General features: G+C 38.8%; 12 protein-coding genes. 6 read left to right on the forward strand and 6 right to left on the reverse strand.

Translation table 11 applies throughout. The annotated features are described in order from the left end of the window. Nucleotides 1–261 precede the first annotated feature (261 nt). The 6 genes from UN64_RS13380 to UN64_RS13405 form a co-directional block, all read right to left on the reverse strand. Nucleotides 262–1746, reverse strand: coding sequence for an aldehyde dehydrogenase family protein (locus tag UN64_RS13380; RefSeq protein WP_066286574.1), 1485 nt, complete (start codon nucleotides 1744–1746; stop codon nucleotides 262–264). A 383-nt stretch (nucleotides 1747–2129) separates the two neighbouring features. Next, nucleotides 2130–2981: a Cof-type HAD-IIB family hydrolase gene (locus UN64_RS13385; protein WP_077363484.1), complete on the reverse strand. Its 852-nt coding sequence runs from the start codon at nucleotides 2979–2981 to the stop codon at nucleotides 2130–2132. 153 nt (nucleotides 2982–3134) lie between these two features. Further along, nucleotides 3135–3503, reverse strand: coding sequence for a YlbF/YmcA family competence regulator (locus UN64_RS13390; RefSeq protein ID WP_077363486.1), 369 nt, complete (start codon nucleotides 3501–3503; stop codon nucleotides 3135–3137). A gap of 50 nt (nucleotides 3504–3553) precedes the next feature. Beyond that, nucleotides 3554–4690, reverse strand: a complete 1137-nt coding sequence (locus tag UN64_RS13395) for a DUF445 domain-containing protein (protein WP_077363488.1) — start codon at nucleotides 4688–4690, stop codon at nucleotides 3554–3556. 72 nt (nucleotides 4691–4762) lie between these two features. Continuing rightward, nucleotides 4763–5470, reverse strand: a complete 708-nt coding sequence (locus UN64_RS13400; protein ID WP_077363490.1) for a Dph6-related ATP pyrophosphatase — start codon at nucleotides 5468–5470, stop codon at nucleotides 4763–4765. A gap of 21 nt (nucleotides 5471–5491) precedes the next feature. After that, a complete protein-coding gene (locus UN64_RS13405) occupies nucleotides 5492–6100 on the reverse strand; it encodes a polysaccharide deacetylase family protein (protein WP_245802020.1) in 609 nt (202 codons plus the stop codon). A gap of 131 nt (nucleotides 6101–6231) precedes the next feature. On the opposite strand from UN64_RS13405, the gene UN64_RS13410 reads away from it, so the two are divergent. The 6 genes from UN64_RS13410 to UN64_RS13435 all read left to right on the forward strand — a co-directional run bounded on the left by UN64_RS13410 (nucleotide 6232) and on the right by UN64_RS13435 (nucleotide 12442). Then, nucleotides 6232–7113, forward strand: coding sequence for a PucR family transcriptional regulator (locus UN64_RS13410; RefSeq protein ID WP_077363492.1), 882 nt, complete (start codon nucleotides 6232–6234; stop codon nucleotides 7111–7113). A 313-nt stretch (nucleotides 7114–7426) separates the two neighbouring features. Beyond that, nucleotides 7427–8449 carry an ABC transporter permease subunit gene (locus UN64_RS13415; protein WP_077363494.1) on the forward strand — a complete coding sequence of 341 codons (1023 nt, stop codon included), beginning with the start codon at nucleotides 7427–7429 and terminating at the stop codon, nucleotides 8447–8449. Next, on the forward strand, nucleotides 8446–9378 hold the full coding sequence (locus tag UN64_RS13420) for an ABC transporter permease subunit (RefSeq protein WP_077363496.1): 933 nt from the start codon (nucleotides 8446–8448) through the stop codon (nucleotides 9376–9378). Before UN64_RS13415 ends, UN64_RS13420 begins: the two co-directional genes overlap by 4 nt. Before the next feature lie 140 nt (nucleotides 9379–9518). Further along, nucleotides 9519–10616 (forward strand): ABC transporter ATP-binding protein, encoded by a 1098-nt coding sequence (locus tag UN64_RS13425; RefSeq protein ID WP_077363498.1) that lies wholly within the window; start codon nucleotides 9519–9521, stop codon nucleotides 10614–10616. A 397-nt stretch (nucleotides 10617–11013) separates the two neighbouring features. Beyond that, entirely contained in the window at nucleotides 11014–11796 is a 783-nt protein-coding gene (locus tag UN64_RS13430; protein WP_077363500.1) for a transporter substrate-binding domain-containing protein, read from the forward strand. Further along, nucleotides 11789–12442 carry an amino acid ABC transporter permease gene (locus tag UN64_RS13435; protein WP_077363502.1) on the forward strand — a complete coding sequence of 218 codons (654 nt, stop codon included), beginning with the start codon at nucleotides 11789–11791 and terminating at the stop codon, nucleotides 12440–12442. The genes UN64_RS13430 and UN64_RS13435 overlap by 8 nt, the downstream gene beginning before the upstream one ends. Nucleotides 12443–12466: the final 24 nt, after the last annotated feature.

Consider the following 12466-nt stretch of genomic DNA (forward strand, 5'->3'; position numbering starts at 1 on the left):
GTCTCACCTGACCTCTTCATGGAAGACCCTTGCTTCTGCGTCTACGAGAAAATGCTACCGATGTGAGCTTCCTCGTCGCATGCCTAGCTAGAAGCTTCTCATGTGGTAGGAACGCACCTTACACTCCAATCAACTTGCTAAAGAAGTAAATACAAAAACAACAAACTTTTAGAAATAAAACAAAAAAACCGAGTGCTGGATCGTGGCACCCGGTTTTCCTATATTCCGATCATTTTATTGACCCCGTAATGTCTATGTTGTCTATTTAAGGTTTACCCACACGCTCTTCACTTCAGTGTAATTGTTCAAAGCATATGATCCCATCTCACGGCCGATACCAGATTGCTTGTATCCTCCGAATGGTGATGCAGCATCAAATGCATTATAGCAGTTCACCCAAACTGTACCTGCACGAAGTTTGTTAGATACATAGTGAGCTGTTTTTAAATTCTCTGTCCATAGTCCTGCAGCAAGACCATACTCAGAATCGTTCGCACGAGCGATAACATCATCCAAGTCATCAAACGGCATCGCCGCAACAACTGGTCCAAAGATTTCTTCTTTTGCGATCGTCATCTTATCATCAACGTCAGCAAAAATCGTAGGCTCTACGAAATATCCTTTATCAAAAGGAACAGATCCTCCTGAAAGAAGCTCAGCACCCTCATCTTTACCTTTTTGGATATAGCTTAGTACTCGGTTATGCTGTTCTTGGGAAACTAGAGGTCCCATTGTCGTTTCTGGATCAAGTCCAGGTCCCTGCTTGATCTTTTTAGCATGTGACACAAGGTCAGCTACTACGTTATCAAACGATTTCTTCTGGATATATAGACGAGATCCCGCACAGCAAACTTGTCCTTGGTTGAACATGATTCCGCTTAACGCACCAGGAACTGCACGGCTCATATCAGCATCCGGCAAGATGATGTTCGGCGACTTACCGCCAAGCTCTAATGTAACACGCTTCAATGAGTTAGAAGCATTGCGCATAATCAGCTTACCAACTTCAGTTGATCCAGTAAATGCGATCTTGTCCACATTTGGATGGTCAACTAGAGCTGCTCCAGTTTCACCAGCACCTGTTACAACGTTAAGCACGCCTTCAGGGAAACCAGCTTCTTGAGCTAATTTAGCAAGGTATAATGCAGAAAGAGGCGTTTGCTCTGCAGGCTTTAATACAACTGTACATCCAGTCGCAAGAGCTGCTCCAAGCTTCCAAGCCGCCATTAATAATGGGAAGTTCCAAGGAATGATTTGTCCAACTACACCTAGTGCTTCATGGCGTGTATAGTTGAAAAAGCTTCCTGCAACAGGAATCGTCTGTCCAACAATCTTTGTTGACCATCCTGCATAATAACGGAAATGCTCGATCGCCAGCGGAACATCAGCGTTCATTGTTTCACCGATAGGCTTACCGTTGTCCAATGTATCAAGCTGTGCTAATTCTTCTTTATTCTCTTCCATTAAATCAGCTAGTTTGTAAATTAAGTAACTGCGCTTTGATGCTGGCATCTTAGACCAGTATCCAGTTTCGAATGCTGCTCTAGCAGCTTTCACTGCCTTATCGATGTCTTCTGGTCCACCTTCTGAAACCACTGCAAGTACATCGCCAGTTGAAGGGTTTAATGTTTCAAATGTTTTTCCGCTTGCTGAGGAGACCCATTCTCCATTAATAAAATGTTTTTTCGTTCCGTTCAGGAACTCGGCCACCTTTGGTTTTAATTGCAGGTCTAATGTTTTTTCCATTTGAATCCTCCCTTTACAAAGTGAATCTTACGTAAATAATATTCGGCACGATTCATGAAAACCCTTTCATTTTCTACAATTGTAATAAAAATGAAACGTTTTTGACTAAATTCGGCAATGGGATGTCGTAAAATTAGAGTTATTGTTGAAGGATAAGGGCTCGGTCATGAGGGGTGAATATCCTCATGGCGAGCATAAATCTTCCCGAACGCGCATAATTCCTCCTGAGCGCGCATAAATCTTCCCGAGCGCGCATAAATCCTCCCGAACGCGCATAAATCCTCCCGAACGCGCATAAATCCCTAAATATGCCTTCCTGTATACAAAAAAGAACCCTCTCTGGACACTAGCATCCATAAAAGGCTCTCTTTTTTATTAACTCGTTATCTTTTCAGCGTCTGGAATCGCATTTGCTTTCGGAATACCTCTTTTATCATGTACGGAACGCCTAGCTGATCGTTCGTGCGTGTGATCCACTTCGCTTTCTTCTTTACTTCATCAGGCGCATTCGCCATCGCCACACCTAACCCTGCAAACTCAATCATATCCATATCATTGTAAGAGTCACCGATCGCTACCATTTCATTAGGTGCGATTCCGAGCTTTTCGCCTAAGAACCGCAGCGCATTTCCTTTTGTTACTTTTTTCGCTGTGATTTCCAAATTGCATTTTGTCGAAGAGGAATACTCAAAGTCTGGCATTTGTTCTTTTAAATACTTGATAGCTGACTCGCATTCTTTTTCATCAAAAAACTGAACATCCATCTTAGGCGGTGAAACTTCTTGTGATAATACGTAATCTCCGAGGTTCTCAGTAAAAGAAACAGGATAGAATAGAGGATCGCCTGTGCTTAGCGTTAATTTTGCGACAAGCTGGCTCTTTTGCTTCAGCTGATTTCCGATTGAAAAACGCTCATGAACAACTCTCATATGGCATTCGTAGTTCTCGAGAATATCTACAATTCTGTAGGTATCCTCTACTGACAACCGGTTTTCCTGAAGCGGTTCGTCAAGAGATGAAGCAATGAAACCGCCGTTGTGGCTGATAAGGTAATTATCGATCTTAAGTGCCTTTGCTATCTTTTGTGTTGATGGAAAGCTCCTGCCCGAAGCGAGTGTGACATAGACCCCTTTTTGCTGCACATAATCAATGGCTTCTTTCGTTTCTTTATCGATACGGAAATTGCTTCGCAGTAGGGTTCCGTCGATGTCAATCGCCAGTAAACGGTATACCATGTTGCTCCCCCCATTTCGCGAAAATAAAGTATAAGAACTCGAGTTAAGTCTATGACCATTAAACATGCTTTAGAACGCTGACAAGCCTAGAAACTTATACACAAACAAAAACCCCTGTTTCAGTTAAGAAACAGGGGTTCAGTGTATGAGCAATTATTGCTGTTGTCCATCTTCTTCAACCATTGGACCATAAAGCTCTTCCAAAGGTTTTGTAATGACTTTATTTAGGTCATTAATGATCGTGCTCATGCGCTGTTCAGCTGCCATAAGCTTTGAGATTGTTTCGTTCTGCTGAACGTCAGCAAATAGTTTTTGAGCTTCTTCAATCTCTTCTTGCGTAACTTCTTGACCGCTCATTTGCTTCTGCTGAAGACTTACTTGAATATCACGGAATTTGCCAAATAGTTCTTTTGTTTCCGGATTATTATTAACTTCATCATAGCTATTTTTTAAAGCTTGGAAGTCTTCGCTGTTTCTTAATGCTTTTTCTAGATCGTATGCAACATCATATACGTTTGCCATTGGTATAATACCTCCCATGAATTAAAGTACGGTACCCACTATAACAGACTCTACAAAAATAGTACAAGGATAGCCTGAAACAGACCAATAATTCCGCCTAAAAGCGCCCCGAGCCATGTAATCATTTTCAGTTCGCTCTTAGCGATCGAGATGATGATCTCCTCTAATCGTTCAAGCGAAAAAGCTTCAACTTGTTCTTCCACAATTTTAGCCAGGTGCATCTTTTCAAGAAGTACGTCAAGTCTTGCTGCAAAAAGATCAAGTCCTGCCGCAACCGCTTTTGGCGTCAGTTCATCGATTAGCCAGTTTTCGAATGTTTCTGCCAAAGTACTGAGAGGAGTGTTTAAATACTCTTCGATCGGCAGTCTTTCCGTAATTTCTTTTGCCAGTCCTGCCGTAATGTCCGGCATGTTCAACAGCGCAACAGCTTCTCCCATTCTTTTTTCCATAAAACCGCGGTATTCTTCCTGAAGCAGTTTAAGCAATGTCTCACGAGTATTTTCATGTTTTAAAAATTTCATAAGTTCTGGCTGTACCTTTTCAGCAATACTCACGTTTCCGAAAAACATAGAAACCATGTTGACAAGCATGCCCTTATCCATTAGAAATGCGTCAATACCACTCGCTAAAGCCTTTCTGCCTTCTGTACTCTCTAAATAGAGTACACCTCTATTTAATAGCCAGTCCACAACTTCAGGAAGCTTTTCCTCACCTGCTGCCACAAACTTTTCAGGCAGCACATCCTTCATTTCTTTGCTGTCCGATTCCTCGAGCATTTTTTTCATTCTGTTCGCTAGCCAGGTTTCAGTCGTTGTTTGGATACGGCTATGAACATCTTCAACGCCAAAGTCTTTTTTCAGCAGTTCTTGTATCGTAATGTCACTCTGTAAAAAGCGTTTAACCTCACCTTGAACGAGTTCAGTCATCTCTTTACGGAAGCCCGTGTCATTGATTTTCGTCTGCACACCCTCAGCTGTCAGAAGATGCTTCGTAACTGTTTCTCCTAACTGAACAGCTAACTGATGCCTCCTTTTCGGAATGAGTCCAGGAGTAAAAGGCACTTTGAATTTACCAATATATAACGTATTAAATGGCCGGAATAACATTTTGATGGCAATCAAATTTGTTAAACCGCCAATAAATGCTCCGACAACGACCATGATCGACAATGTAAGCCACATATTCATATCATTCTCTCCATTACTGCTTAATCTATCTTCTAAGTATACGCCATTATAAAAGCTGCAAGCAATTTGGACCTAAGGCTTACTCTGATCACCACTGTCCGGAAGCAGATCTACATAATAAAAGCGATCTTCACCGGTATACATATCTTTTGCAAGCCGGTATTCACCTAACTTATACGCAATAGGAAAAGAAAAGTTTGGTCCGTTAAACACAAATGTATGAAACTCTCCATTTTCTCCGCATATATCAAGTTCTGACGGATAATCATTTATAAAATGTTCATCGATCACTTTTCCAGAAAAGGATGAATCTATTTTAAATGTATCTACACAGCAAACTACCGTTTTAAAACCATTTTCCACAAATTCATTTATCAGCTTTTTCGTCTCTTCTCCCCAAATAGGAAAAACAGGGGTTAGTCCTGTTCCTTCAAGCATCTTTTCACGATAGTCTTTAACATCCTCTAAAAAAATATCACCGAACATAATATAAGAAATGCCATCTGCTATTATTCCATCAACCGCTTCTTCCATTCTCTGCTGATAGATTTCATTCGGGCAATCACGCGGTATCCAAACTTTTCTTAGCGGGATGTCTAAGGATTCTGCTTGAGCTTCCAAAAGTCTGTTCCGTACGCCATGCATCGTTGTCCTGTCATAGTCTTCTGTTAACGTGGTCAGCAGCGAATCAACCTCCCACTCACCGGATCTCTGCAATCTATATAAGGCTAAAACAGAGTCTTTACCCCCGCTGAACGAAACAACAATTTTTTTCTTCATAGATCCCCCCACCTTTTTTTATTATTTTAAAGGAGGCACCTCGAACGAATAGCCTTCCGCTTTCAGTTCTGTTATTAGTTCATCTAGAATTTTTACCGTTTGCTTGAGTTCATGAAGCAGAATGACTGAACCATCCTCAGCATGATTAAGGATGTTATGAACGATATGAACCGGATTTTCTTTATGCTCCCAATCCAATCCCGCTACTTCCCATAAAAACGGTGTAACATCTAACTCCTTCAGAACCTCAAGTGTATCTTCATTAAACTGGCCGTATGGCGGACGAAAATATTTCATCTGCTGACCGGTTAATTGTTCAATATGTCGTTTATTAGATTTGATATCATGAAGCTGTTCCTTATAGCTGAGTCTCGTCAAATCTCTATGCCTGAGGGAATGGCCGCCTATTATGTGGCCATCATCTAACACCCTCTTCCACGGACGGTGTTTGTGCAGCAATCGGGATTGCCAGAAGAACATCGCTTTTACTTCATGCTTCTTTAAAATATCTAAAATCAGAACCAATACTGAAGAAGGTCCATCATCGAAAGTCAGAATCAGAGATTTTGATGAACGATCATCCCAGTCTCGTTTATTCGTCCATATTTCTTTATTCTCCCAGTCGTACACGACCGTTGATGATGTTACTCACGGGCATTTTTTCATCCATCTCTCCTCCTGTTCTTTCAATTCGGTTTTTGAATACAGCATAACATTGCTATAATAATAACAAGCTTTTCCTTGAAAGGATATGAAATAGGATGCTCAATAAATTAAAGAATCACTATAAAGAAACGTTAACTACTGACCTTTCAAATCAATCGGGGTATATGTGGTTCACTACACATACTGGAGAACCGTTTGGTATAAAACAAGCTGCCCTTTCTGATTCAGAAGTACAGCTGCTGCAAAGCATGTTTGATAGATATGAGAATGAAACAATTCATAGGTACACACCTTCACAGTTAAAGTGGAAGAAAATCCTTTCAGGTGAAAACAACGTAAATGAACAAGAATTCTATCGTTTTATTCATTTCTTCAGCAAGCAGCCTATTCATGATCACACTTCTTTTTCAGAGGCTGTCAGCGGACTTTTTCCTGAAGAAGCTGTCCTGCTTTTAAATGAAGACAACAAAAGTGGCGTAATTATTGAAACGTCTAAACAAGAATTTAATGACACACCATATGAAGCTTTGAAAGATACATTGTCTACAGATTTTTATAATGATCTATCAATTTACATTGGTTTATTTCAAACCGATAGAGCGGTGGCAAAAGAAATCTATGATCGTGAAAAAAATGACTTTTTAAGTGTTCAAGGGTACTTGCAACCTAAAGCAGTTTATACAATTGCCGATCTTTTACCTCTGATGCTGCTTCACAACGCGAGTCCCGAAACAAAAAAAACATTAACAGGACTGCTGGCTGAATGGATGGAAGAAGACAGAGAAACCCTTAATACAATCAAAGTTTTTGTAGAATGCAACATGAATATCTCTCTTGCAGCGAAGAAACTTTACATTCACCGCAACAGCCTTCAGTATCGAGTTGATAAGTTCTTTGATCGAACAGGTATCGATGTGAAACAGTTTAAGAATGCCCTTTCTGTATATATGGCAATATTGTCATTGGAGCAGTTATAAATGATATATAATCCTGAGGCTGACTCAAAAGTATAAAAACTTTTGAAATCATGCCTCTATTTATTTAAACCTATTTAGATAACGTCCATTATTATAAGATAGTAGGTTATCTAATAAACTCGATTAGATAGCTAAATTTGGACAATATTATTTATTTTTTATTTTGTTAAAAATAAAAAATTAGGGGCTGCCAAAAGTAAGTTTAACTTACTTTTGGGACAGCCCCTTTTTTTACAAATAAAGGAATATCCATATCCTTCTAGAATTCTTAAAACTATTAAAGAGATAGAAGAATTTGGGGGATAAAAATTTTATGAAATATATAAAACAGCCCTATTTTTTATGCGGTTTTTTGATCTTACTGGCCATCCTAATCGGAAGCTTTATTTTTTCTGCTATAAAAGAACCTAGTACCCCATCTCAAATTTTATATGATGATAGCGGCAATATTATCGATAAAGCACCTTTTAAACCGAATGATAAATACCCGCTTGGTTCAGATCAAGACGGAAATAATTATCTGCACGTCTTGGTAGAAGGAGCGAAATACACATTAGGGCTTGTCATACTAGTTACTTTAGGAAGGATGCTATTGTCTGTCATTGGTGCATTTATTCTGCTAGCCGTCCCAGATTTTTTTAAAAAAGTATTGAGCCATTTATGTAATATTTTTTACTTTGCTCCACTATCTATCTTTGCTTATTTATTAATAGCACCAGTTCTCATTGTATTTAGCTGGAGCTACTCTGATCTCACACAATTTACTGTGACCATGATCGTATTAATCTGCCTAACTCTCCCTATTTTGTCTTTACAAATCGCTAATGAGATTTCAATTTTAGCGAAGGAGGAATATATTCAAAACGCACACCTCTTAGGAGGCGGGATGGTTCATATTTTTTTCAGACATATCCTTCCTTGTCTTTCTCCTAAATTGTTGCTTCTTACAGTACAACAAGCTGGGCAGACTCTGTCTATCATTGCCCATCTAGCATTTTTGAAAATTTTCATCGGTGGTTTTCATGAAATTACCTATACTGCAACAGGTCCTTCCAACTCTGAAATTACTTATATGAGAACTTTTTCAGATTCACATGAATGGGGCGGATTAATTGTTCAAAACTGGCCGGCTTATTATGCAGCACCCGTTTTGGTAATAGCTCCTGTTTGCTGCTTTGTCATTTGTATTATCGCTATTAACCTAATGGTTTCCGGGATTGAAAGAGCTGATCAAAATTCTTACAAAAAGATAAAAAGAACAAAAACATTAATCGTACCAGAAGCAAAAACTCCTTCTTTTGTTCCATTAAAAGATAGAGGAGTGAATGCATCATGATGAGGCTGCTTTGGAAACTGGTTCTCTTTTTACTGCTGTCTTTAACGGGAATAATTTTATTTACAGCATTGCCTGTTTTAATTTTTGATTATTCTATTTTAATGAACAACACTAGATTAATTGATACTGGCCAAATGACAAATAACTCTTTTTTAGTGAACTCTATTGTTTTTCAGCCTTTAGCTTATTGGGATCAAATCAAAACTACAGTTATTCAACTCATTGATATAACGAACACCACTTTTTACAATAGTGGAATTAATAAGCCTTTGCTGCCCATATTAATGGAAGTATACCCACAATCGATTACTTTCTTAATAGGAGGACTTTTCTTAAGTTTATTTTTTGGCATTTCATTTACACTTCTCTATATGATTTTCCCTATTTTCGTCAGAAATTTTATTAAAAAGTGTATTCTAGCTATTGAGACCCTGCCTGACGTTTTCGTTATTCTTCTCGTGCAATTGGCAGTTATATGGGTCTATAAAAATACTGGACTGCTTATGTTCAATATTGTAAATGTGTACAAGACAAAAGCTTATTTTCTTCCCACTCTTGCAATATCTATCCTTCCGACACTGTATGTTATTAAGTATCTAATATTAACCATGGAGGAAGAATCAACTAAGATATATGTGGAATTCGCAAAAGGAAAAGGACTTAAGAATATATACATTTTACTTGCTTATCTGTTGAAAAATACGGCAGCACAGCTGTTTGGCCAGCTAAAGAATATATTTTGGATTCTTCTTTCTAATTTGCTGATGCTTGAAATTATCTTTAATATTTACGGCATTACCCGATTCGTCGCGGATTATGGTGTAGAAAACCCTCACCTTGCTGCAATCTGTTTAATCGCTATATTCCTGCCATTCTTTGTTCTCTTTGCAGCTGGAAGCTTATTGATAAAACGATTAGACCCTCGTTAAATAAACACCCTCATCCCTTTTTGTGCAGTTTGCATAAAGAGGGATTTTTATTTTGGGCAAGTCGTCCATTTACGCCCTTGTATTGAAAGCATAAACTTAAAACATCAAGAAAACGTTTACATCGGAAGGGGATTTTTAAAATGGCAGAAATTAAGTTAAATAATATCGTTAAACGATATGACAACAAAGTAACAGCTGTACATGACTTCAACCTTGATATTTCTGATAAAGAATTTATCGTATTCGTAGGTCCATCAGGCTGTGGTAAATCTACGACTCTTCGTATGATTGCTGGTCTTGAAGAAATTTCTGAAGGTGAGCTAGTAATCGACGAGCGCGTTGTAAACGATGTTGCACCAAAAGACCGTGACATCGCGATGGTATTCCAAAACTATGCACTATATCCTCACATGAACGTATATGACAATATGGCATTTGGCCTTAAGCTGCGTAAGTTCAGCAAAGATGAAATTGATAAGCGCGTAAAAGAAGCAGCTCGCATTCTTGGTCTTGAGCAATACCTAGACCGTAAACCAAAAGCTCTTTCTGGCGGTCAGCGTCAGCGTGTTGCACTAGGACGTGCGATCGTTCGTGACGCAAAAGTATTCTTGATGGATGAGCCTTTATCTAACTTGGATGCTAAACTTCGTGTTCAAATGCGTGCTGAGATCACGAAACTTCACCAGCGTCTGCAAACAACTACGATCTATGTAACGCATGACCAAACAGAAGCAATGACGATGGCAACTCGAATCGTTGTTATGAAAGACGGACGCATCCAGCAAGTTGGATCTCCAAAAGAAGTTTACGACACACCAGAAAACATCTTCGTTGGCGGATTTATCGGAAGTCCTGCAATGAACTTCTTAAACGGAACTTTAGAAGATGGTTCCTTTAAGATCGGCGACACAAAGATCGCAGTTCCAGGAGGCAAGATGAAAATCCTTCAGGACAAAGGTTATGCAGGAAAAGAGATCGTTCTTGGTATTCGTCCTGAAGATATTCACGATGAGCCTGTATTTTTAGAATCTTCTTCAAACACGAAGATCGATGCGAAAATCGATGTGGCTGAATTGATGGGTGCTGAAACTTTCCTTTATTCAACAGTTAGTGGACAAGATTTCATCGCACGGGTTGATTCCCGTACGGATATCCGCAACGGACAAAGCATTTCTCTTGCATTCGATATGAACAAAGCACATTTCTTTGATAAAGAAACAGAACTTCGCATTCGTTAATCAACAGGTATTTTTTAAAGCTCCTCTTACATGAGAGGGGCTTTTTTGTACTTCAACTAAGAGAAATTGCCCTAGACTGTCGAAATTTCTATAAACTTGTTATTACCGTTTATATATTTCAAATTACCGTGAATAAAATCCAGATTACCGTGCATAAAAAACGGATTACCGTGTATAAACCTCAAATCTGCAAAATCCCAGCACATAATACCTATTAAAAATTCCCTCCGAATAGCAATATTCCATAAAATTTTTCATAATCCACTATATTCTTTTAAATCTCCTGTTATTTTTTTCTTTCTCGGGGAAAATGTTTAATGATTGACGAAACAGAAAAGGGTTATTACAATTAATTCTATAAAAATTGTCGGAATTATTCCGGCTAGGAGGACTTCATTTGAAAAACACACTTAAATTTATGTTTGCGCTCGCTCTTTCAGCTATTCTTTTATCAGCATGCGGCACATCTGATGAATCTAAGGATAGCGGCTCTGATAAAGAAAAAAAAGTTTTAACGATCGGTACTGAAGCTACATATCCACCATTCTCTTACCGTGATAAGAAAACGAATGACATTACCGGTTATGACGTTGAAGTTGCGAAAGAAGTAGCAAAAAGACTTGATATGAAACCAAAATTTGTAGCGACAGAGTGGAAAAACATGTTTACATCACTCGACTCAAAGCGTTTCGATCTTGTCGCAAACCAAGTAACAATTACAGATGAAAGAAAACAGAAATATGTTTTCTCAGATCCATATACTGTTTCAGGCGGTCAAGTAATCGTCAATAAAGACAACAATGATATTAAAAGCATCGATGATTTAAAAGGTAAAGTGGTTGGAACGACACAAGGCAGCAACTATGCAGCAGAAGCTGAAAAAGCTGGAGCAAAAATAAAGTACTACAAAGGGATCGCACAAGTTCTAACTGACCTTGATGTTAATCGTGTGGATGCAGCCATGAACGATCAGCTGTTCATCTTAACGGAATTAAAGAAAACAGATTATAACGTAAAAGCTGTAGGCGAACCTTTTAACAAAAATGAAATGGCATTTGCGTTCCGAAAAGACGATAAGGAGCTGTCTGAAAAGGTTAATAAAGCTCTTGAGGAAATGAAAAAAGACGGCACTTTAAAAGAGATCTCTGAAAAGTATTTTGGAGAAGATGTAAGTGAATAACCTCTCAGAAATTCTGATCAACTCCCTCCCTTATTTGCTGGAGGGAGCTGTTTTTACTATCCTCATCAGCTTATTTTCTATCCTTGGAGCTCTTATCTTCGGACTCGTGATCGCCTTGTGCAGAATGTCTTCTAGCAAAATTCTTTCGGGGTTTGCCAAAGGGTATATTTCTTTTTTTAGAGGAACACCCTTATTAATTCAATTGCTGATTCTTTATAATGGATTTACATTTATCTATGTACCAGAGGGATGGCAAGCTGCATTAGCCGGTTTGATTCTCCATTTTAGTGCGTATATCGCCGAATCTTATCGCGGTGCTATTCAATCCATTGAAAAAGGACAATGGGAAGCCGCTTTCTCATTAGGGATGACCAGATATCTGACATATAAAGAAGTCATACTGCCGCAAGCGTGGAGAATATCGATTCCATCTGTTTGGAATTCCTTAATCGATATTGTTAAAGCCTCATCTCTAGCATCAGTCATAACAGTCCCAGAATTAACCCTTATGGCAGATCAGATCAGTGCGTCACAGCTGATTGTATTGCCTGTGTTATTAGAGGCTGCGGTTATATATTGGATCTTAACTTCTTTACTGGATGGTTTACGAGTTTTACTGGAACGACGCATTAAATTAAGTCAATAAGCTTCATGTCCTTTAATAGGGATA

The sequence above is a fragment of the Fictibacillus arsenicus genome, assembly GCF_001999465.1.
Lineage (GTDB): Bacteria > Bacillota > Bacilli > Bacillales > Fictibacillaceae > Fictibacillus > Fictibacillus arsenicus.

Coding starts and splice junctions, on each gene's coding strand:
- UN64_RS13380 (WP_066286574.1), bottom strand. CDS start 1,746: ATGGAAAAAACATTAGACCTGCAATTAAAACCAAAGGTGGCCGAGTTC.
- UN64_RS13385 (WP_077363484.1), bottom strand. CDS start 2,981: ATGGTATACCGTTTACTGGCGATTGACATCGACGGAACCCTACTGCGA.
- UN64_RS13390 (WP_077363486.1), bottom strand. CDS start 3,503: ATGGCAAACGTATATGATGTTGCATACGATCTAGAAAAAGCATTAAGA.
- UN64_RS13395 (WP_077363488.1), bottom strand. CDS start 4,690: ATGAATATGTGGCTTACATTGTCGATCATGGTCGTTGTCGGAGCATTT.
- UN64_RS13400 (WP_077363490.1), bottom strand. CDS start 5,470: ATGAAGAAAAAAATTGTTGTTTCGTTCAGCGGGGGTAAAGACTCTGTT.
- UN64_RS13410 (WP_077363492.1), top strand. CDS start 6,232: ATGCTCAATAAATTAAAGAATCACTATAAAGAAACGTTAACTACTGAC.
- UN64_RS13415 (WP_077363494.1), top strand. CDS start 7,427: ATGAAATATATAAAACAGCCCTATTTTTTATGCGGTTTTTTGATCTTA.
- UN64_RS13420 (WP_077363496.1), top strand. CDS start 8,446: ATGATGAGGCTGCTTTGGAAACTGGTTCTCTTTTTACTGCTGTCTTTA.
- UN64_RS13425 (WP_077363498.1), top strand. CDS start 9,519: ATGGCAGAAATTAAGTTAAATAATATCGTTAAACGATATGACAACAAA.